The organism is Rhodobacter sp. NTK016B (assembly GCF_017303295.1).
Lineage (GTDB): Bacteria > Pseudomonadota > Alphaproteobacteria > Rhodobacterales > Rhodobacteraceae > Pararhodobacter.
The window spans coordinates 104,077-123,636 of the sequence record NZ_JAFKOK010000005.1; the positions used below are offsets into that span (position 1 = coordinate 104,077).

At 66.1% G+C, this 19,560-nt stretch carries 19 protein-coding genes; 11 read left to right on the forward strand and 8 right to left on the reverse strand.

The window, feature by feature from the left end; genetic code table 11:
• Window positions 1-6: 6 nt before the first annotated feature.
• From JI664_RS08140 to JI664_RS08150, 3 genes are all read left to right on the forward strand, one after another.
• Complete coding sequence (locus JI664_RS08140) at window positions 7-987, forward strand: TRAP transporter substrate-binding protein (protein WP_207013216.1); 981 nt, start codon at window positions 7-9, stop codon at window positions 985-987.
• Window positions 988-1,055: 68 nt separating this feature from the next.
• Entirely contained in the window at window positions 1,056-1,598 is a 543-nt protein-coding gene (locus tag JI664_RS08145; RefSeq protein ID WP_207013217.1) for a TRAP transporter small permease, read from the forward strand.
• Window positions 1,595-2,872, forward strand: coding sequence for a TRAP transporter large permease (locus JI664_RS08150; protein WP_207013218.1), 1,278 nt, complete (start codon window positions 1,595-1,597; stop codon window positions 2,870-2,872). The genes JI664_RS08145 and JI664_RS08150 overlap by 4 nt, the downstream gene beginning before the upstream one ends.
• A gap of 11 nt (window positions 2,873-2,883) precedes the next feature.
• Here the strand turns inward: JI664_RS08150 and JI664_RS08155 are convergent, their stop codons facing one another.
• Window positions 2,884-4,749 (reverse strand): heavy metal translocating P-type ATPase, encoded by a 1,866-nt coding sequence (locus JI664_RS08155; protein WP_207013219.1) that lies wholly within the window; start codon window positions 4,747-4,749, stop codon window positions 2,884-2,886.
• Between the two features lie 279 nt (window positions 4,750-5,028).
• On the opposite strand from JI664_RS08155, the gene JI664_RS08160 reads away from it, so the two are divergent.
• The 3 genes from JI664_RS08160 to corA all read left to right on the forward strand — a co-directional run bounded on the left by JI664_RS08160 (window position 5,029) and on the right by corA (window position 8,364).
• Window positions 5,029-6,180 carry an HPP family protein gene (locus tag JI664_RS08160; RefSeq protein ID WP_207013220.1) on the forward strand — a complete coding sequence of 384 codons (1,152 nt, stop codon included), beginning with the start codon at window positions 5,029-5,031 and terminating at the stop codon, window positions 6,178-6,180.
• 240 nt (window positions 6,181-6,420) lie between these two features.
• Window positions 6,421-7,296 carry a DMT family transporter gene (locus JI664_RS08165; protein WP_207013221.1) on the forward strand — a complete coding sequence of 292 codons (876 nt, stop codon included), beginning with the start codon at window positions 6,421-6,423 and terminating at the stop codon, window positions 7,294-7,296.
• 6 nt (window positions 7,297-7,302) lie between these two features.
• Complete coding sequence (gene corA / locus JI664_RS08170; protein WP_207013222.1) at window positions 7,303-8,364, forward strand: magnesium/cobalt transporter CorA; 1,062 nt, start codon at window positions 7,303-7,305, stop codon at window positions 8,362-8,364.
• 10 nt (window positions 8,365-8,374) lie between these two features.
• Here corA and JI664_RS08175 read toward each other — a convergent pair whose 3' ends face one another.
• Window positions 8,375-9,523: an alkane 1-monooxygenase gene (locus tag JI664_RS08175; RefSeq protein WP_207013223.1), complete on the reverse strand. Its 1,149-nt coding sequence runs from the start codon at window positions 9,521-9,523 to the stop codon at window positions 8,375-8,377.
• Window positions 9,524-9,547: 24 nt separating this feature from the next.
• The gene (gene mutY, locus JI664_RS08180) at window positions 9,548-10,627 is read right to left on the reverse strand and encodes an A/G-specific adenine glycosylase (RefSeq protein ID WP_207013224.1); all 1,080 of its coding nucleotides are present in this window, start codon (window positions 10,625-10,627) and stop codon (window positions 9,548-9,550) included.
• Between the two features lie 86 nt (window positions 10,628-10,713).
• Between mutY and JI664_RS08185 the strand changes: the two genes are divergently transcribed.
• The 3 genes from JI664_RS08185 to JI664_RS08195 are packed head-to-tail and all read left to right on the forward strand — an operon-like array spanning window position 10,714 to window position 13,171.
• On the forward strand, window positions 10,714-11,310 hold the full coding sequence (locus JI664_RS08185) for a DUF721 domain-containing protein (protein ID WP_286173962.1): 597 nt from the start codon (window positions 10,714-10,716) through the stop codon (window positions 11,308-11,310).
• Window positions 11,307-11,999 carry a DsbA family protein gene (locus JI664_RS08190; RefSeq protein ID WP_207013225.1) on the forward strand — a complete coding sequence of 231 codons (693 nt, stop codon included), beginning with the start codon at window positions 11,307-11,309 and terminating at the stop codon, window positions 11,997-11,999. The genes JI664_RS08185 and JI664_RS08190 overlap by 4 nt, the downstream gene beginning before the upstream one ends.
• Window positions 11,996-13,171: a CaiB/BaiF CoA transferase family protein gene (locus JI664_RS08195; RefSeq protein ID WP_207013226.1), complete on the forward strand. Its 1,176-nt coding sequence runs from the start codon at window positions 11,996-11,998 to the stop codon at window positions 13,169-13,171. Before JI664_RS08190 ends, JI664_RS08195 begins: the two co-directional genes overlap by 4 nt.
• Before the next feature lie 195 nt (window positions 13,172-13,366).
• Here JI664_RS08195 and htpX read toward each other — a convergent pair whose 3' ends face one another.
• Window positions 13,367-14,290 carry a zinc metalloprotease HtpX gene (gene htpX, locus JI664_RS08200; protein ID WP_207013227.1) on the reverse strand — a complete coding sequence of 308 codons (924 nt, stop codon included), beginning with the start codon at window positions 14,288-14,290 and terminating at the stop codon, window positions 13,367-13,369.
• A gap of 149 nt (window positions 14,291-14,439) precedes the next feature.
• On the opposite strand from htpX, the gene JI664_RS08205 reads away from it, so the two are divergent.
• On the forward strand, window positions 14,440-14,964 hold the full coding sequence (locus JI664_RS08205; protein ID WP_207013228.1) for a hypothetical protein: 525 nt from the start codon (window positions 14,440-14,442) through the stop codon (window positions 14,962-14,964).
• A 4-nt stretch (window positions 14,965-14,968) separates the two neighbouring features.
• On the opposite strand, the gene JI664_RS08210 is transcribed toward JI664_RS08205, so the two are convergent.
• From JI664_RS08210 to JI664_RS08225, 4 genes are read right to left on the reverse strand one after another with little or no spacing between them, the layout of a single operon-like run.
• Window positions 14,969-15,961 (reverse strand): adenosine kinase, encoded by a 993-nt coding sequence (locus JI664_RS08210; protein WP_207013229.1) that lies wholly within the window; start codon window positions 15,959-15,961, stop codon window positions 14,969-14,971.
• Entirely contained in the window at window positions 15,958-16,356 is a 399-nt protein-coding gene (locus JI664_RS08215; RefSeq protein ID WP_207013230.1) for a RidA family protein, read from the reverse strand. Before JI664_RS08215 ends, JI664_RS08210 begins: the two co-directional genes overlap by 4 nt.
• Window positions 16,353-16,997 carry an endonuclease III gene (gene nth, locus JI664_RS08220; protein ID WP_207013231.1) on the reverse strand — a complete coding sequence of 215 codons (645 nt, stop codon included), beginning with the start codon at window positions 16,995-16,997 and terminating at the stop codon, window positions 16,353-16,355. The genes JI664_RS08215 and nth overlap by 4 nt, the downstream gene beginning before the upstream one ends.
• 38 nt (window positions 16,998-17,035) lie before the next feature.
• A complete protein-coding gene (locus JI664_RS08225) occupies window positions 17,036-18,253 on the reverse strand; it encodes an MFS transporter (protein ID WP_207013232.1) in 1,218 nt (405 codons plus the stop codon).
• 102 nt (window positions 18,254-18,355) lie between these two features.
• On the opposite strand from JI664_RS08225, the gene JI664_RS08230 reads away from it, so the two are divergent.
• Window positions 18,356-19,531 (forward strand): 4Fe-4S double cluster binding domain-containing protein, encoded by a 1,176-nt coding sequence (locus tag JI664_RS08230; RefSeq protein ID WP_207013233.1) that lies wholly within the window; start codon window positions 18,356-18,358, stop codon window positions 19,529-19,531.
• The last annotated feature ends 29 nt before the right edge of the window (window positions 19,532-19,560 follow it).

Sequence of the window (19,560 nt, forward strand, 5' to 3'; positions counted from 1 at the left end):
AACGACATGATGATTTCGAGGCATCTCAAGGCCGCAACGGCAGCCGGTCTGCTGGCTCTGGGCGCGACGCCTATCATGGCCCAGTCGCAGGAAATGCGCTTCGCGATGGTGACCCCGCCTTCGCATGTCTGGACGCAGTTCGCCAACCATTTCGCCGAAGGCGTGGCCGAGGCGACCGGGGGCGAGATCACCGTGTCGGTCTTCCCCGCCGGTCAGCTGGGCAACGAGGCCGAGATGCTGCAGCAACTCGCCGCCGGCGTGCTGGAAATGGGCATCATGACCGCCGGCACCATGAGCCTGCGTGAGCCCAATTTCGCGGCGTGGCAGGACCCCTTCGCCTTTGACGATGTGTCCGAGGCCATCGCCGCCGCCGATACCGAGGCCGCGCAAGAGATGCTCGACGCTCTCGCGCCGCAGGGGATGCGCGGCATGGGCTATATCTTTGCGGGTATGCGCCACATCCTGATGGCCGACCGCGACGTTACCTCGCTCGAGGATCTCGCCAACCAGAAGATCCGCATCCTGCCCTTCCCGGCGGCGCTGACATGGTGGCGCGCGGCGGGTGCGGTGCCGACACCCGTTGCTCTGGGTGATGTGTATCAGGCGCTCAGCTCGGGTCTGCTGGACGGGGTCGATATTGATCTCGACGCGCTGGTCGGGTTTTCGATGCAGCAGGCGGCCGAGCATCTGATCCTAACCAACCATATCGCGTTTCCGGGTGTGGTGGTCATGTCCGACAGCGCGTGGAACGGCCTGACGCCCGAACAGCAAGAGGCGATCACCACCGTCTTCGAAGAAAGCTTCGACTGGGGTAACGCCCTGCAGGTCGAGGCCGAGGCCGCGAACCTCGCCGCGCTTGAAGACCAGATCGCCATCACCCGGCTGGACAATGCGCGCGAGATCTTCGCCCCGGCGAACGACGCCTACGAGGCCGAATTCGGCGCGCTTCCGCTGCTGCAGGCGCTGCGCACCCAGACCGGACGCTGACACAAACCCGGGGCGGCGCAAAGCGTGCCGCCCCCTTCCTGATCCGCGGATGGAGACGAGCCTTGGCGATGTTGGAGCGAACGGGACGGCAGGTCGAACGCGTGAACCGCGCACTGGCATGGATCGAGCTGCTGGTGTGCCAGTTTCTGGTCGCCGGTTTCGCGCTGTTGCTCCTGGTGAATGTCACCTTGCGCTACGCGTTCTCGGCGCCGCTCTATTATGCCGAGGAAACTGCGGTCTACATGCTGATCTGGATGACCTATCTGGCGGCCGCCGCCGCCATTGCGCGGGGCGATATGGTCGCGCTGACGATCCTGACCGACAAGCTGCCGCTTCGTTTGCAGCAGGTGCTGAAGATCGTCGTGAACCTGTTGATCGCGGCGATGTGCGTGGTGTTGCTCGACGCGACGATCAACTGGCTGAACGCGCCCGGCACGGCCTTTGACCTTGCCCTGACACTGGGTCTGCCCAAGCGGCCCTTCTACGCGATCATGGCGATCTTTTTCGCGCTCGTAAGCCTGCACGCGCTTGCCCATGCGTTTCTTGGCGCGCTGCGGTTGCTGCGCGGCGAGCCGGAACCCGGCGCATCCAATCTCGGAGTCTCGCAATGAAAACCGGGCTGAGTTTCGCGATCCTGATCGCCATGGCCATGCCGGTCGCCTTCGTGCTGATCGGTGCGACCTTCGCCTTCATGCTGTTCGAAAGCAATTTCCGCGTTCTGGCGGTGCTGCCCGGCGTCATGTTCTCGGGGCTCGAGGTCTTCGACCTGCTGGCGATCCCGCTCTTCATCCTGCTGGGAGAGATCATGAACGCGGGCAGCATCACCCGGAAACTGATCGACGCCGCGCGCCTGCTTCTGGGCCGCATCCCCAACGCGCTGGCCTATGTCTGCCTGACGGCGAACCTGATGCTGGCCTCGATCGTCGGCTCGGCCACCGCGCAGATCGCGATCATGACCAAGACCATGGTCGGCGAGATGGAGCGCGACGGTTATCCCAAGGGCTTCTCGGTGGCGCTGACGGCGGCGGCGGGGATTCTGGGGCCGATCATCCCGCCCTCGATGCCCTTCATCCTGTATGGCGTGATCGCGCAGGTTTCGGTGGCGGACATGTTCCTTGCGGGCATCCTGCCCGGCATCTTGCTGTTCGCCGGGCTGGCTCTGCTGATTACCCTGCGCCGCCCCCGTCGCGACGCGGATCTGAAGGCTTTGCAGGCGGCAGCGCGCGATCCGGCTGTGCCCGCTATGCGCGTTCTTCTCGAAGCGCTGGCGGCGCTGAGCATCCCGGCGGTGATCGTGATCGGCATCACCTTCGGCATCGTCACGCCCACCGAATCCGCCGTTCTGGCGGTGGCGATCGCGCTGGTTGTGGGCGGGCTGATCTTTCGCGACCTGTCATGGCGCGACTTCCCGCAGATGCTGAGCCGCACCGCACAGGGATCGGCGCTGGTGCTGATCCTGATCGCGGCGGCCAAGGTCTTCGGCTGGGTGCTGACCTATTACCACGTCCCGCAGGCGATCGCCGGGGCGCTGCAGATGATGACCACCGATCCCACGCTGTTCATGTTGCTGGTCTTTGCGTTCTGTCTAGTGGTGGGCGCTTTCCTCGACGGGATCGCGGCGATGATCATTCTTGTGCCGATCCTGTTGCCGGTGGCGACCGGGGTCTATGGCGTGAACCCGGTGCATTTCGGCGTCGTCGTCTGCATGACCTTCGCCATCGGCCTGCTGACCCCGCCGGTGGGGCTGGGGCTGTATATCTCGGCGGCGATCTCGGGGCTGCCGATGATGACGATCGTGCGGGACATCACACCCTTCGTCGCTCTGACCATACTCGTGGTCGCGCTGATCGCGGCGTTCCCCGTGCTGACGCTGGCCTTGTTCTGAGAGCGCGGCTCTTACGCGGCCCCGGCGGTCGTCGCCGTCTCGCGCGGCGTGATGCGCAGGGCGCGCAGGGCGTTCAGGATCACGGCGACGTCGATGACTTCCTGCAGCAGCGCGCCCTCGACCGGCGTCAGGTAGCCATAGGCGGCGGCGATCATGCCCAGCACCGAAAGCCCGATCCCCGCGACCACGCTTTCGACGGCGATCCGGCGCGCGGACCGCGCGATCTCGATCCCCGGACCCAGCCGGTCGATCCGGTCGACCAGCAACACGACATCCGCCGCCTCGGCCGAGGCCGCCGCGCCGCGTGCGCCCATCGCCACGCCCACATCGGCCGCCGCAAGCGCGGGCGCGTCGTTGACGCCGTCGCCCACCATCATGACGGGTCCGTGCTTGTGCTCGGTCAACACAAGCAGAACCTTCTGATCCGGCGTCAGGCCCGCCCGCACACCGTCAAGGCCAAGCCCTTCGGTCACCCGTTCGGCCACATCCGCGCGATCGCCGGTGGCCAGCAGGATGCGCGCGATCCCCTCGCGACGCAGCCCGTCGAGCATGGCGCTCGCGCCCTCGCGCAGCGGATCGGACATGACGAGATACCCGGCCATGCGGCCATCGATTGCCACAGCAACAAGGACCGACCCCGCCGCGATGCTGGTGCGGTCGCCGGGGCGCCGCCCCACCCGCGCCGCAACGAAGTCGTCGCCGCCGACAACCACGTCGCGGCCCTCGACATGGCCGACAAGGCCTTCGCCCGGAAATTCCGCCACCTCTGACGGCACGGGCAGCGCGAGGCCGCGCGCCTTTGCCGCCTCGACGATGGCCTGCGCTACCGGGTGTTTCGAGGCCTGATCGAGCGAGGCGGCAAGGCGCAGGATGTCGTCCTCGGCCATCCCATTCTGGCTGTTGATCGACACGATCTGCGGGCGGCCATCGGTCAGCGTGCCGGTCTTGTCGAGGATCAGCGTGTGGATGCGTGCCATCGTCTCAAGCGGCCCGGCCCCCTTGATCAGCACGCCAAAATGCGTGGCGCGCGACAGACCGGCAACCAGAGCGACCGGCACGGCAAGGATAAGCGGGCAGGGCGTGGCCACGACCAGCACGGCGACCGCGCGGATCGGATCTCCGGTGATCCACCACGCGGCCAAGGCGATGCCGAGCGTGACCAGAAGAAACCCCAGCGACCAGCGATCCGCCAGCCGCGACATCGGCGCCTTTGATGCCTGCGCCGTTTCGACCAGCCGGACGATCCCGGCATAGGTGCTGTCCTTGGCCTCGTGCGTTGCTGTCAGTTCGAAGGCCTCGCCCGCATTGGTCGAGCCGCTCATCGCCTCGGCCCCGCGCGCCAGCCGCACGGGCAGGGATTCGCCCGTCAATGCCGAGGTGTCCAGAAAGGCGGTCTCGGACGCCACCGTGCCATCGACCGGTACCACATCGCCCTGCCGGATCAGCAGCCGGTCGCCGGGGGCAAGGTCGTCGAGCGGCACGTCCTCAAGCCCGCCGTCGCGGTGCCGGGTCGCGGTGCGCGGTACGCGCGAAAGCAGGTCCCGCATCGAGCGCCGGGCGCGTCCCTCGGCAAAGGCTTCAAGGAAGGTGCCGCCCGAATACATCAGCGCGACGACCGCCGCCGCCAGCGTCTCGCCGAATACCAGCGCTGCCGCCATCGAAAGCGCGGCGACGATATCCAGCCCGACCTCGCCCGAACGCAGGCTGCGCAGGATCTCGACCCCGAGCGCGACAAGCGCGGGAACGACACCGGCCACCCACAGAAGATCGGCGACGCCGGTGCGGCCTGCGAAGTAGAACGCAAGCCCCGATGTCAGCCCGGCTGCGGCCCAAAGCAGGATGACGGTCTTCAGGCGATCGCTGCGCGAGGTTTCCATGCGGCTCTGCTGTCCCCGGCTCTGGCGGTTGCTCTTGGCGGTGCCGTCATCATTGCGTAGCCGGAACAGGGCGTCGAGTCCGCGTTGTCGCGCCCGCGCGCTTCGAACGGGTCCTGCAACGAACCCCTGGGCCTGACACGCAGGATGTAGCGGTCGCGGCAAACGACGGGCCAGCCGAAATCTTTGACCGACCGACCCCGGCAACGCCGCGCAATCATCCGGTTGATCTTTCGCCCCGCTGGTGGAATTTTCAGCACGATCTCACGCAAAGGCCCCATCGTGCACAGACTAGGATCAATCGGCCCGGCGGTTGCTCGTGTTTCGGGCATTGAGGCCCTGCGCGCTGGGCTTGGTGCCCTGATCGGATTGGGGCTGACAGGCCTGTTCGTGCTGTCCCCGACGGTCGATGCGGATCTGGGCCTGTATCTCGTCGCGCCGTTCGGGGCGACGTCGGTCCTGCTGTTCGCTCTTCCCAACAGCCCCTTGGCGCAGCCGTGGTCGGCCATCGTCGGCAATACCGTCGCGGCCCTTGTCGCGGTTGCGGTGTGTCTTTTGGTGACCGACCCCGTCCTGCGCATCGCTCTGGCCGTGGGTCTTGCGATCACCGCCACCATTCTGTGCCGCGCGATCCATCCGCCGGCGGGCGCGGTCGCCATGACCGCGGCGATGTCCCCGGATGCGATCGCCGATCTGGGGTTCTGGTTCGCCCTGACACCCATCGCGCTGGGCACGGCTTTGCTGGTTCTGATCGCGGCCCTCTATGCCCGGCTGACGGGGCGCCGCTATCCGTTCCGGCAATTCGACGCACCCGGCAAGCACGGCACCGAAGATCGGAACCCGACCGAGCGGCTGGGGCTGTCCGAGGACGACCTGACCGCGATCCTCGACCGCTATCGGCAGTCTTTCAACATCGGTGTCGAAGATCTGGCGCGGCTGATCGGCGCCGCCGAGCTTCAGGCCGCAGCGCAATCCGGGGGCCGGGTAGTCGCGGCGGATATCATGTCGCGCAACCTTGTCACCATCGGGCCTGAGACACCGTTGAGCGAGATCGCCGATCTGTTTCGGCACCATCGCTTCACGTCCCTGCCCGTCGTCGGGGCAGATCAGGGGTTTCAGGGGGTTATCTTTCAAATCCACCTTATCAGCGAAACCCGCGCCAGCGCCCTTTCCGCCCATCGCGGCTTTACAGGCAGTGTCCGCCACTGGTTGCGCAGGGGGCAGGCTGGGCCGATGACGGCGGCCGATATCATGAGCGTCGCGGGGCCTCGCGCTGACGCCGACACGCCCGTAGGTGCCTTGCTGCCGATGATGGCCGATGGGGACACCGATGCGGTTCCGGTGCTCGATCGGGACCGGATCATCGGCATTGTCACGCGCACCGATCTGATCGCCACGCTGGCCCGAAGCGCCGCGCGCGCAGAGCTTGGCTGACAGCGCGCAGGCAGGCGACGACGACCCGCCCGTCCGGCATTCTTCGCGCCGGGTATTCTGATAGCGGGCGGAAATCGGCTCGACCGGCCCGGGCACCATCCCGCGAACCCTTTGAAATCCCTTTCCCGGCATCGTCGTGCCATCGCGGGACACCCCTTTCCCTGCCTGCTTTTCCCCGTTATCCAAACGGTCGGGGCGCGCCGGTCCCCGGGAAACCGGCCAATGAAACAAGGGGTCCCCATGGATTTCAAAGCGCTCTTCATGGGCCTCGCCTTCGCCTTCATGTGGTCCTCGGCCTTCACCTCGGCGCGGATGATCGTCGCCGATGCGCCGCCCCTTTATTCGCTGTCGTTCCGCTTCCTGATTTCGGGCCTGATCGGCGTCACCATCGCCCGCATGCTGGGCGAGACGTGGAACCTGACGCGGGGCCAGTGGCGCGCGACGATCATTTTCGGCATCTGCCAGAACGCGGCCTATCTGGGGCTCAACTTCATCGCCATGCAGTGGATCGAGGCCTCGGCCGCCGCGATCATCGCTTCGACCCTGCCGTTGATGGTGGCTGCGGCCGGGTTCCTGTTCATGGGCGACAAGCTCAAGCCCGTCGCGGTGGCGGGGCTGGTTGCCGGGTTCGGCGGCGTGATCCTGATCATGGGCGCGCGCTTCGGCGGCGGGCTGGACCCGTTCGGCGTGGCGCTGTGCGTGCTGGCGGCCATGGCGCTGACGATTGCCACGCTCGCCCTGCGCGGCGCATCGTCGGGCGGAAACGTGATGATGGTGGTGGGGCTTCAGATGCTGGTCGGCGCCGTCGCGCTGATCGGCCCCGCGCTGGCTTTCGAGACCTTCGAGGTCCACTGGACGCCGCGGCTGATCCTTGCCTTCCTCTATACCACGCTGGTGCCCGGTCTGGCCGCGACCTGGGTCTGGTTCATGCTGGTACAGCGGATCGGTGCGGTGCGGGGCGCGACCTTTCACTTTCTCAACCCGTTTTTCGGCGTGGCCATCGCGGCGGCGCTGCTGGGCGAGGGGCTGGGCCTGACCGACGTGATCGGCGTTGCGATCATCATGGCCGGGATCCTTGCCGTGCAACTTTCCAAAGCGCCGTCCCGGCCTATCTGACCCGCCATGAGCAAGGAACCGCGTTACTCCCGCCGCAGTCGTACGCCCCCGGGCGCACCCCCGGGCACTCTGTCCGTCGATCCCGGCGCGCGCGCCACCCGAGTCCATTCGTTCCGCTTCTCGGCCGAGAACGTGGAAGAGAAGGACGATATCCTCGCCGCCGAAGAGGACAGCGTGCTGTGGCTCAACGTGGACGGTCTGGGCGACCACAAGACGCTGAGCCATATCGCCGCGACCTTCGGTCTGCATCCGCTGGCGATGGAGGACGTCGTCAGCGTCCACCAGCGCCCCAAGGCCGAAGAATACGAGGCGCATCACTTCATCGTTCTGCGCATGCCGGACCGGGGCACGGGTCAGCTGACAACCGAACAGGTGGCGATCTTTCTGGGCGATGGCTATGTCATCACCTTTCAGGAAAAGCCCGGCGACGTGTTCGACCCGGTGCGCGCGCGGCTTCGCAACCCCGTGGGGCAGATGCGCAAACGGGGTGCCGATTACCTGTGTTACGCGCTGATCGACGCACTGATCGACGCCTATTTTCCGGTGATCGAGCATCTGGGCGACCAGCTTGAGGCGCTCGAAGATGACATCGTCTTCGAGACGGGCGAGGTCGAGATGGGGCAGATCCACGCCCATAAACGCGAATTGATGAGCGTGCGCAGCGCCGTCTGGCCGATGCGCGACGTGGTGGCGACGCTGCAGCGCGAAGAGATCCAGCGCTTTTCCGACAATACCCGCCTGTATCTGCGCGACGTGCAGGATCACACGGTGCAGCTGATCGAAACGATCCAGACTTACCGCGAAATCGCCACCGGCCTTGTCGATCTGCTGCTGTCGAGCCAGTCGAACAAGTCGAACGAGGTGATGCAGGTTCTGACCCTGATCGCCACGATATTCATTCCGCTGACGTTCATCGTCGGCGTCTACGGGATGAATTTCGATTACATGCCCGAACTGCACTGGAAATGGAGCTATCCCATTGCCATGGCGCTGATGGGGATACTGGCGCTGTCGCTGACCTATTGGTTCCACCGCAAGGGCTGGCTGTGGAGCAAGCGCAAGCGGTGAGTCCGAGCGCTCAGGCGGCCCCGCGCGGCATCGGGTTGGTCCCGGCCTTGTAGGCGGACCAGTCGTCGATCTCGGGATAGAATTGCCGGCGCCACGCGCGGACCCTCGGGTTCATCATCCGCCGCCACCAGGGCGGAAAGGCTGCTACGAAGACCATCGTCGGATAGCCTGCGGGCAATTGCGGGGCCTCGGCGGCATCGTAGGTCTGCAAGAGCGGAAAACGGCGGTCGGGCTTGTAATGGTGGTCGGAATGGCGCTGCAGGTTGATCAGCAGCCAGTTCGACGCCTTGTGCGCCGCGTTCCATGAATGGCGCGGCTGGACATGCTCGTAGCGGCCCTCGCCCAGATATTTGCGCGTCAGGCCGTAATGCTCGACGTAATTCGTCAGTTCCAGCAGGAAGATCGCGGCCATCGCCTGATAGACGAACAGCGCCAGCCCCAGCCATCCGCCGACCACGAAGGCCAGAATCAGGAAACCGGCCTGCAGCGCGCCATAGCGCCAGAACGGGTTGGCGGGGTCGAGTGGGCCCTTGCCCGCGCGTTTCAGCATCGCCACCTCGGCCCGCCATGCCGAGCGCGGGCAATCACGCAGCACCCTTAGGAAAAAGCGCCAGAACCCCTCGTTATAGCGGGCGCTGACCGGGTCGCGCGGCGTGGCGACCCACAGGTGATGCACGCGCAGATGTTCCGAGCGGAAATGCGAATACAGCGCCTGCGCCATGAGCAGATCGCCCAGCCAGCGCTCAAGCGAGGTTTTCTGGTGCATCAGCTCGTGGGCATAGACGATGCCGATGCCGCCGGTTGCCATGCCCAGCCCATAGAACAGCACCAGCAATTCGTGCCAGACCAGATCGCCGCGATGGGTGATGTACCAGATCAGGCCAAAGATCATCGCGGTCTGTATCGGGAACCAGATCAGCGTGATCAGCCGATACCAGAAAAGCCGCTGCACCGGCGTTTCGGTATCGGGATTGACGCTGCTCAGCCCGCCGATCGCATCCATGAGCGAGATCAGCCCGAACGCATAAAGCGGCGCCAGCACCAGCCACAGTCCGCCCCAAAAAGCACCAATCCACAGCAGTGGCACGAAGCCCAGCGACAGCCAGAACGGCAGCGCAGAGGCCAGCGAGCCTGAGATCGGTCTGGGGTCGGTCGTCATGGGACAGCTCCGTTCCCGGCCACCCTAATCCTGCTTGCGCGGGGCGAAAAGGTCACCCGATGCCGCATCCGCGTGATCATGGACCTTGCGCATCAGCGTGGGCAGCGCGGCCGGATCGAAGCCGGGGCGAAAGTCGCCCCGCTCGGGCTCGGCGTCCTGCGGCACATGGGCCAGCGCGACCGTCAGCTCCAGATGGAAATGGGTGAAGGTGTGCTTCACCACGCCGGGCAGGATGGTCCAGTCCGCTTGCAGCGGGGGCGCGGCATCGGGGGCGTCCGCCCAATCCGTGCCGGGCCAGCCGGGCATCCCGCCCAGCAACCCCTTGGGTGGTCGCGTCTCGAGCAGTGGCGCGCCATCGGCCCGCAGCGCGACATAGGCGGTGCCGTACCGCGTGGGTTTGGGCGCCTTGGGCGTCTTGCGCGGCAGGTCGGCCGCGATGCCCTGCGCGCGCGCCTCGCAGAAGCCTTCGAGCGGACAGGTTTCGCAGCGCGGATTGCGCGGCGTGCAGATCGTCGCGCCCAGATCCATCATCGCCTGCGCGAAATCGCCGGGGCGTTCCTGCGGCGTCAGCCGGGCGGCAAGCCTGGCCAGCGCGGGCTTTGACTTCGGCAGCGGGTCCTGAACCGCGAATAACCGCGAGACCACGCGCTCGACATTGCCGTCGACCACCGTTTCGGGCCGGTCGAAGGCAATGGCGGCCACGGCAGCGGCAGTATAGGCGCCGATGCCGGGCAGCGCGCGCAGCCCGTCGAGCGTATCGGGGAACGCCCCGCCCTGAGCGACCTGCCGCGCACAGGCGATCAGGTTGCGGGCGCGGGCGTAATAGCCAAGGCCCGCCCATTCGGCCATGACCTCGGCATCTTCGGCGGCGGCGAGGGTCTCGATCGTGGGCCAGCGGGTGGTGAAACGGTCGAAATAGGCTTTCACGCTGGCGACGGTGGTCTGCTGCAGCATGATCTCGGACAGCCAGACGCGGTAGGGATCGGGCCGCTCGCCCGCCGCGCGTTCGGCCGGACCCACGCGCCATGGCAACACCCGCGCCGCCCGGTCGTACCAGCGCAGAAGCGCCGCAGCTTCGTGGCGTGTTGCAGTCCCGTCACGCATTCTTGACGCCTCCTGTCGCGCGGCCTCTGGCCAAGGCTTACAGAGTCACTAAGATATTGCAGACTGACAGGAAAGCCCGCCCCGCAATGACCTCTGCCTCGAAAGCCTCCGATGCCCCGCGCGCGAAAGCCGCGCGCCGGATGCGTGGATTCGAGCCGGCAAGCGGGCTGTTGCGCGACCCGATCCGCAAGGCGGGCGAGTCGCGCGGCTTCGCGGTCACGCGCCTGCTGACCCACTGGCCCGAAATCGCCGGACCGGATCTGGCGCCGATGTGCCGCCCGGTCAAGGTCAGCTACGCCCAGCAGGGCATCGGCGCGACGCTGACGCTGCTGGCCTCGGGCGCCGCCGCGCCGCTGGTGCAGATGCAGACTGAGAAACTGCGCGACAAGGTCAACGCGATCTACGGCTATGCCGCGATCAGCCGGGTCCGCGTGACCCAGACCTCGGCGCGCGGCATGGCACCGCAACTGGCAGAAGCGCAACGCCCCTTTGAGGGGCCGAATATCGCCAAACCCTCGCCCGAAGCGCTCTCGCGCGCAAAACAGGTGGTCGAGGGAATGACCGAAGGCGTGAATGACGGCGGGCTCAAGGCCGCGCTGGATCGTCTCGCCACCCAAGTTCTCATGCGACAGGCCCGGCACGCCGAAACGCGGCGCCGGGACGAAGGAAAGGATATAGAATGAATCGACGCTCGCTTCTGCTTTCGGGGGGCGCCGCCCTGGCTGCCGCCGGTGCCTATGCCGGCTACACAAATCTGACCGGCCGTCCCGTGCCCGGCCAGACCCTGATCACACCCGGCGCCGCCCATGCCCAGACCGAGGACGCCGCCGCGGTCGATACCTCGCGCGTCGAAGAGTTGGTTCTCGGCAATCCCGATGCCGAGGTGACGATCATGGAATTCGCCTCGTATACCTGCCCGCATTGCGCCAGTTTCCATGCGACCGTCTGGCCGCAACTGAAGGAAGAATACATCGATACCGGCCGCGTGCGTTTCGAGTACCGCGAGGTCTATTTCGACGCCTATGGCCTGTGGGCCGCGCTGGTCGCGCGCTGCGGCGGGCAGATGCGCTATTTCGGCATCTCGGACATCCTGTATGACGAGCAGCAGCAATGGGCGCGCGGCTCGGATGCCAACGAGGTCGCCGACAACCTGCGCCGCATCGGCCGCCGCGCCGGTCTGACCGACGAGGCGCTGAACGAATGCCTCGCCGACCGCGACATGGCCACGGCCATGATGCAGGTCTATCAGGAAGGCATGGAAGAATACGAGATCACCGGCACCCCGTCCTTCGTGATCAACGGCACCACCTATTCCAACATGAGCATGGACGAGTTCCGTGCGATCCTGGATCCGCTGCTGGCCGACGGATGAGTGCGACACCGCTGAAAGGGCTGCGCGTCGTTGAACTGGCGCGCATCCTTGCCGGTCCCTGGGCCGGACAGACGCTGGCCGATCTGGGCGCCGAGGTGATCAAGGTCGAGGCCCCCGAAGGCGACGATACGCGCCGCTGGGGTCCGCCCTTCATCGACCGCGACGGCACCCCGGTCGCGGCCTATTTCCATTCCGCCAACCGGGGCAAAAGCTCGGTCACCGCCGATTTCCGCACGCCCGAAGGGCAGGCGAAGGTCAGGGCCTTGCTGGCCGATGCCGATATCCTGATCGAGAACTTCAAGGTCGGCGGGCTGAAGAAATACGGCCTCGATTACGAGACCCTGAAGGAAGACTTCCCGCGGCTGATCTATTGCTCGATCACCGGCTTCGGACAGGACGGCCCTTATGCGCATCGCGCGGGCTACGATTACATCATTCAGGGCATGTCCGGGCTGATGTCGATCACCGGCCCGGCCGAGGGTGAACCGCATCGCGTGGGGGTCGCTGTGACGGACCTGTTCACCGGGGTCTATTCAACCACCGCCATTCTCGCCGCCGTGATCGAACGCGGGCGCACCGGGAAAGGCGCGCATGTCGATATGGCGCTTCTGGATTGCGCGGTCGCGGTGATGGCGAATCAGGGGATGAACTACCTGTCCTCGGGACAGGCGCCGGGCCGGACCGGAAACTGGCATCCGAACCTCGTGCCCTATCAGGTGTTCGAGGTCGCGGATGGCCATATCATCATCGCCACCGGCAACGACGCGCAATATCACCGGCTGTGCACGCTGCTGGGTCTGGAAGATCTGATCACGCATCCCGATTACCGCGACAATGCCGGCCGCGTCGCCAATCGCGCGCCGCTTTGCGAGGCGATCTCGGAAAAGACGCGGGGCTGGACCAAGGCCGCACTGCTCGCCGGATGCGAGGCGCAGGGTATTCCCGCCGGACCGATCAACACGATGGACGAGGTCTTCGCCGATCCGCAGGTCAAGGCCCGCGGGATGGAGCTGGATCTCGGCCCGCATCGCGGGATCCGCTCGCCCTTTGTCTTCGACGGGGAGCCAGCGGTCTCGGCGCGTCCTGTGCCGACGTTGGGCGAGGCGGGTGACGTACAGAGGGGCTGTCTGCCCCCCTCGTCGCTGCGCTCCTCACCCCCCGAGGATATTTGAGGAACAAAGAGGGGCGCGTTTACCTGTCATCAAGGTTAATGCGTCACTCTGGCTGCACGGTACAGGCAGGGATGCCGATGACCGTGAACGAAGACGGCGGCGTGGTCGACTCTCGGCCACGCCGTTTATCGTGCATCTTTGTTCCAAAAATATCCCGGGGGGTTCGGGGGGCAGCGCCCCCGTCCGCCCTCTCCGTCAGCCCCAGGGGCCGGGGTCGTGGCGCGGGTCCGCGCCGCGCCGGTTCGAGGCCGGGCGGCCGCCTAAGCCCGTCGCGCTGCGCGCACCCATCTCGGCGGCCAGTTTCTCGAGCGCGGCGATGCGGTTCTCGGTCGCCGGGTGGGTCGAGAACAGCTTGTCGCGGGCATGGGCGTGCAGCGGGTTGATGATGAACATATGCGCCGTGGCGGGGTTACGTTCGGCCGCGTCGTTGTCGATCCGGCTGGCATAGCCCTGGATCTTGCGCAGCGCCTCGGCCAGCCACAGCGGGTTGCCGACGATCTGCGAGCCGATGCGATCGGCCTCGTATTCGCGCGAGCGCGAGATCGCCATTTGCACCAGCGCGGCAGCCAGTGGTGCGAGGATCATCATCGCGATCATGGCAATCGGGTTGGCGCGTTGCCGCGCTCCGCCGAAGAACATCGCGAAATTCGCCAGCATCGAGATCGCGCCGGCGAAGGTCGCGGTGATCGTCATCGTCAGCGTGTCGTAATTCTTGATATGCGCGAGCTCATGCGCGACCACGGCCGCGACCTCCTCGCGCGACATGCGGTCCATCAGCCCGCGCGACACGGCCACCGCCGCGTTGTCGGGGCTGCGGCCGGTGGCGAACGCGTTGGGCTGGTCGCTTTCGATGATGTATACGGCCGGCGGCGGCAGATCGGCATTCCGCGCCAGCTCCATCACCATCTGCTGCAGATCGGGCGCGGTATGGGCGTCGACGGGGCGGGCATTGTGCATTCTCAGCACCGCCTTGTCCGAGTTCCACCACGCGAAGGCGTTCATCCCCGCCGCGACCACCAGCGCGATCACCGCGCCATAGCTGCCGCCAATCAGGTAGCCCACGCCCAGGAACAGCGCGGTCATCGCTGCCATCAGAATGCCGGTCTTGACGTAACCCATGGTCGATGCGCCCTTTTCCGCAACACCCCTTTCGGGGCAATACACTGTGAACATATGGGCGCCCCGCGCGTTCCGCTCAAGGCGGGGGGTCCCCGTGGACAGAGCGCCTGCCGCGCAGGTTAGCCCGAACACGAGACAGGACAAATACCATGAGCGCGCGTCCGCAACACGATCAGGCGAACACCCAGTGGCAGGTCAACGAGGGGTTGCTGCAGCAATACCGCGCGCTGGGGATGACAGTGCAGAGCTTCCTGCTGACCGTGGGTGCGCTGGTCGCCACGCTGGGGCAGCCGACGCTGGTCTCGGACCTGGCCTTCGGTGTGATCTTCGTGCTGAGCAAGGTGCATCTGTGGGTGATCTGGTACCCGATCACGCGGGCGCGGGCGCTGATCTCGGATTACCACAAGCATCGCTACATCTCCGACCTGTCCGAGGATCGGCTGAGCGCGCTGGCCGCGTTCTGTCCCCAGCAGCGTTTCATCGACGACCGGGCGCGGCGGGCCGAGGTCTGGCGCGACTATTTCGGCATCGAGGGGGGCACGCCGCGTCAGCCGACGCGGCGCAAGCTGGATCTGTGGGTGCCGCTGATCTACGGGGCGGTCTGGATCTGCCTGCTGACGATCCGCCTGGCGCCGCTGATCGAAGCGGCGCTGACGCAGGCGGTGCCGGCGTGACGCCTCAGATCAGGCCTTCGGCCTTGTAGAGAGCCAAGATATCGGCATGCGGGCGGGCGCCGATATGGCCGATCACCTCGGCCGCGGCGATATTGCCCATGCGGCCGCAGGTTTCCATCGAATGGCCGCTCACCAGCCCATAGAGGAAGCCCGCCGCGAACTGGTCGCCCGCGCCGGTCGCATCGACCGGAACGCGCGTGTTCACGGGGGCTGCGACCCGGTGGCCGTCCTTGATCAGCACGACGGGATCGCCCGAGCGGGTGCATACGACGATCTGGCAGTCTTCCTGCGCCTGGGCCAGCGCTTCGTCGAGGTCGTTGGCCTGATAGAGCGAGGTCCATTCCTTTTCATTGCCGATGACGTAATCCATCTCGTTCGCGACGAGGCGGCGGAAATCGGCGCGGTGACGGTCGACGCAGAACGGATCGGACAGAGCGATGCCGACCCGGCCGCCCCCCTTGTGACAGGCGCGGGCGGCTTTGAGGAACGCTTCCTTTCCCTTGTCCTTGTCGAACAGATAGCCTTCGAGGAACACGACCTCGGTATCGGCCATCACCGCGTCGTCGACATCGTCGGGGCCCACTTCGGACGAGATGCCCAGATAGGTGTTCATCGACCGCTCGCCATCGGGCGTGACGAAGATCATCGAGCGCGAGGTCGGCAGTTCGCCGCCCTTGACCGGCGGGTTGACGAAGGCGGTGCCGGTGCGCTCGGTATCCTGCGCGAAGAAGCGCCCGAGGCTGTCATCGCGCACCCGGCCCACCAGCGCCGTCTTCAGACCCAGCGCGCCGACGCCCGCGATGGTGTTGCACACCGACCCGCCCGAGGCTTCCTGCCGGTCGCGCATCGCGCCGAACAGGGTTTCCGCGCGTTCGCGTTCGATCAGCTGCATGATGCCTTTCTGGATACCCATATGGTCCAGAAAGTGGTCGTTGACGGTCGAAATGACATCGACGATGGCGTTGCCGATCCCGGCGACCTGATACGTTTTGCTCATTGCGAATCCTCCGGGATGATCGCGTCCATTTCGGTTTCGACCAGCCAGTCGGGGTCGACGAAGCCCTTGACCTGCATGACCGTGCAGGCCGGGCGAATGCTGCCGAAGACTTCGCCATGCACGCGCGCGGCCTCTTCCCAGCGGGCGATATCGGTGACGATGATGCGCGAGCGGATCACGTCTTCGGGGCGGGCGCCGGCCTCGGCCAGAGCCGCAAGGCTGATTTCCAGGCAGCGGCGCATCTGCGCGGCCATGTCGCCCACGCCATGCGTGCCGCCGCCCTCGGCGATCGGCGCGGTGCCGGCGACCGAGACATGTTGCCCGATGCGGACGGCGCGGCTGAAACCGATGATCGGTTCGAGATACGAGCCGGAAGAGACATTGGTACGGGTCACAGGGTTTTCTCGTCGAAGGGGCAGAGGTCACGGATCAGGCAGGCGGGACAATTGGGTTTGCGCGCCTTGCAGACATAGCGGCCATGCAGGATGAGCCAGTGATGGGCGTGGTGCTGATACTCGGCCGGGATGTTGTCCTCGATCGCGCGCTCGACGGCGTCGACATCCTTGCCGGGGCAGATGCCGGTGCGGTTGCCGATGCGGAAAATATGCGTATCCACCGCCTGCGCGGGCACGCCCCACCACATGTTCAGCACGACATTGGCGGTCTTGCGCCCGACGCCGGGCAGCGATTGCAGCGCCGCGCGGGAGGACGGCACCTCACCGCCATATTGCTCGACCAGAATGCGCGACAGCTTGATGACGTTCTTGGCCTTGTTGCGGTAAAGGCCGATCGTCTTGATGTGCTCAATCAGGCCTTCTTCGCCAAGGGCCAGCATCTTTTCGGGCGTGTCGGCGGTCTTGAACAGCGCTTTCGTGGCCTTGTTCACGCCGACATCCGTGGCCTGCGCAGACAGCGCCACCGCCACCACCAGCGTATAGGCGTTGGTGTGGTCGAGTTCGCCCTTGGGTTCGGGCTCGACCTCGTGGAACCTGCGAAAGATTTCCTTGAGCGTGAGATAGTCGAGTTGCGCGGCCATTTCCGTTCCTTGCAATGCCCGGCAGGCGGGCGCAAGCCTTACTCTTCCCGGCGCCGCAGCAGGCGTCCGATTAGGAAGGATGTCCGAGGCGAGTAAACATAGGGTGTGTGATGGTCGGGGGTGCGGCCCACGCGCATCCGCAACAGGCCGAAGCCGATCAGCAGCACATGCGCCAGCGCAATGAACGCGAACATCGAGCCCGGGCCGAAAGCGCCGATCAGCGCTGAGGCGATGACGGGCGAGGCGATGGCGCCCACGGCGTAGAGGAACATATGCGCGGCCGATAGCTCGACCCGCTCGTTCTGCTCGGCAAAGTCATGGGCATGGGCGGTCGAGATCGAATAGATCGGGAAAGTCGTGAAGCCGAAGAAACCGGCAGCCAGAAAGATCGTGACGATATTGCCCTGCGCCCCCGCGACCATCCCCGCGCATCCCAGAATCGAGGCCGCCGAAATCCAGATCAGCACCGACCGGCGGTCGTATTTGTCGGCGATCCAGCCCATCGGGAATTGCGCGATGGCCCCGCCCAGAACATACGCCGACAGGAACAGCGCGATGCGATTCGCCTCGAGCCCGATGGCGACGCCGAAAAGCGGGCCGACCATGCGAAACGCCGCACCGGTGACGCCCGAGACCACAACGCCCACCGCGCCCAGCGGCGATTTGTGCCATGCCAGCATCGGACGCAGCCGGGGCGCGGTTCCGGCGGCGGGGGCCTCGACCCGCGTCAGCAGCAGCGGGAAAAGCGCAAAGCACATGAACAGCGCGAGCAGGTTGTAGCTGACATAGGCGGCGGGGGTCAGGAAAGCGATCATCACCTGCGCGCCCAGATTACCGGTCACGTCGACCATCCGGTACACCGCCATCGCCCGCCCGCGCGTGGCATTGGTGACCTTGGATTGCAGCCACGCCTCGATGATCGTGTAGCAGCCCGCAACGGCCAGTCCCGACAGCATCCGCATCGCCGACCATGCCCAGGGATCGACCCACATCATATGCGCAAGGATGCCGGTCGTGCCGGCGGCGGCGAAGGCCGCAAAGGCGCGGGAATGGCCGACGCTGCCCATCAGTCGGGGCGCCCACCAGCAACCCACGAAGAAGCCCAGAAAATGGGCCGAGCCCATGGCACCGATCTGCTCGGCGCTGAAGCCCAGCTCGGTGCCCGACAGCGCATCCAGCGGCACCACCCCGCCCAGCCCCAGCTGCAGCAGGAAGACCGAGACGAAAAGCGCTGCGAAGGAGATGAGCAGGGACATCGAAAGGAGCCGGGAAAAGCGTCTGTCCGCCACCATGGCGCGGCCCGGGTCATGCGTCCAGAGGCTTTGACAGCGCTCGGGCACCGGGCGTAGCGTGGCGCCATGACACAGCCCGGCCACAACCTTCCGCCCGATCCGCTCGATGCGGAAGCCGGGATCGTCGTCACCGATGCGTTCAGGCGGTTTCGTCAGCGCGACGACGTCTTCACCCGCGCTTTCTGGGACGACACGGTCCATTCGAAACAGACGGACGCGTTCTTTGCCAGCTACCGCATCGACGCGACCCCGCGAAAGGGCGAGGGGTTCCAGCAAAAGGACTTCGCGCTGAGAAACGCGGCCTGGCTGGTCAGCGACATCGTCTCGAACCGCTCGGCGGGCGAGGGGGTGCGCGAGGGGTTTCAGGCCCCGATCCGCCCCGACACGCCCGTGGCGCCGGTACAGGTGGCGGTGGACGACCCCGCCCGGATGGCCGGTGAGATCAAGCGCGTCGCGGCCTTCTTTGGCGCCGATCTGTGCGGGATCACGGCTTTCGATCCGCGCTGGATCTATGAGACGCAGGTCGATACCCGCGATTTCAGCGACGCGCCGGTGGAATTGCCGCCCGGCATGACCTCGGTGATCGTGCTGGGCCATCAGATGGACCAGCCGCTGGTGCAGACCTATCCGTCGGCCCTTGCGGGGGCCGCAACGGGGCGCGAATACAGCCACGAGGCGGCCATCGTCATGCAGCTGGCGGCCTTCATCCGCAATCTGGGTTACGAGGCCGTGGCCTCGATGAACGATACCGGGCTGGTGATCCCCTATGCGGTGAAGGCGGGGCTGGGCGAATACGCGCGCAATCAGCTTGTGATCACGCCCGAATTCGGCCCAAGGCTGCGGTTTTCCAAGATCTTCACCAACCTCCCGCTGGCGCATGACGCGCCGAAACCGCTGGGCGTGAAAGCGGTCTGCGACATCTGTACCCGCTGCGCCGATGCCTGCCCGGTCAAGGCGCTGCCTTTCGGCGCGCCCTCGGAGGCAACGCCCAATCGCAGCGCGATCCGGGGCGTGGTGAAATGGACCTCGGATGCCGAGAAGTGCTTTGGCTATTGGGCGAAGCTGGCCTCGGATTGCGCGATCTGTTTGCGGGTTTGTCCGTTCAACCGCGATTTTTCCAAACGCCGCAACCGCTTGTGGCTGAAACTGGCGCTGTCGCCGTTCAGGCGGCTGGCCTTGTGGCTCGACGACCGTTCAGGGCGCGCGAAGCGGATGAAACCCCGCGACTGGTGGGGCGCGTGAATGCGCAGGTTCCGGGTCGAGAGCCCGCG

Excerpts from the sequence above, each read along its gene's own strand:
- JI664_RS08210 (WP_207013229.1), bottom strand. The coding sequence starts at position 15,961 with ATGAGCAAAACGTATCAGGTCGCCGGGATCGGCAACGCCATCGTCGAT.
- JI664_RS08185 (WP_286173962.1), top strand. The coding sequence starts at position 10,714 with ATGACCTCTGCCTCGAAAGCCTCCGATGCCCCGCGCGCGAAAGCCGCG.
- JI664_RS08175 (WP_207013223.1), bottom strand. The coding sequence starts at position 9,523 with ATGACGACCGACCCCAGACCGATCTCAGGCTCGCTGGCCTCTGCGCTG.
- JI664_RS08155 (WP_207013219.1), bottom strand. The coding sequence starts at position 4,749 with ATGGAAACCTCGCGCAGCGATCGCCTGAAGACCGTCATCCTGCTTTGG.
- JI664_RS08195 (WP_207013226.1), top strand. The coding sequence starts at position 11,996 with ATGAGTGCGACACCGCTGAAAGGGCTGCGCGTCGTTGAACTGGCGCGC.
- JI664_RS08145 (WP_207013217.1), top strand. The coding sequence starts at position 1,056 with ATGTTGGAGCGAACGGGACGGCAGGTCGAACGCGTGAACCGCGCACTG.
- nth (WP_207013231.1), bottom strand. The coding sequence starts at position 16,997 with ATGGCCGCGCAACTCGACTATCTCACGCTCAAGGAAATCTTTCGCAGG.
- htpX (WP_207013227.1), bottom strand. The coding sequence starts at position 14,290 with ATGGGTTACGTCAAGACCGGCATTCTGATGGCAGCGATGACCGCGCTG.
- corA (WP_207013222.1), top strand. The coding sequence starts at position 7,303 with ATGAGCAAGGAACCGCGTTACTCCCGCCGCAGTCGTACGCCCCCGGGC.
- JI664_RS08150 (WP_207013218.1), top strand. The coding sequence starts at position 1,595 with ATGAAAACCGGGCTGAGTTTCGCGATCCTGATCGCCATGGCCATGCCG.
- JI664_RS08230 (WP_207013233.1), top strand. The coding sequence starts at position 18,356 with ATGACACAGCCCGGCCACAACCTTCCGCCCGATCCGCTCGATGCGGAA.
- JI664_RS08225 (WP_207013232.1), bottom strand. The coding sequence starts at position 18,253 with ATGTCCCTGCTCATCTCCTTCGCAGCGCTTTTCGTCTCGGTCTTCCTG.
- JI664_RS08140 (WP_207013216.1), top strand. The coding sequence starts at position 7 with ATGATGATTTCGAGGCATCTCAAGGCCGCAACGGCAGCCGGTCTGCTG.
- mutY (WP_207013224.1), bottom strand. The coding sequence starts at position 10,627 with ATGCGTGACGGGACTGCAACACGCCACGAAGCTGCGGCGCTTCTGCGC.
- JI664_RS08165 (WP_207013221.1), top strand. The coding sequence starts at position 6,421 with ATGGATTTCAAAGCGCTCTTCATGGGCCTCGCCTTCGCCTTCATGTGG.
- JI664_RS08190 (WP_207013225.1), top strand. The coding sequence starts at position 11,307 with ATGAATCGACGCTCGCTTCTGCTTTCGGGGGGCGCCGCCCTGGCTGCC.
- JI664_RS08205 (WP_207013228.1), top strand. The coding sequence starts at position 14,440 with ATGAGCGCGCGTCCGCAACACGATCAGGCGAACACCCAGTGGCAGGTC.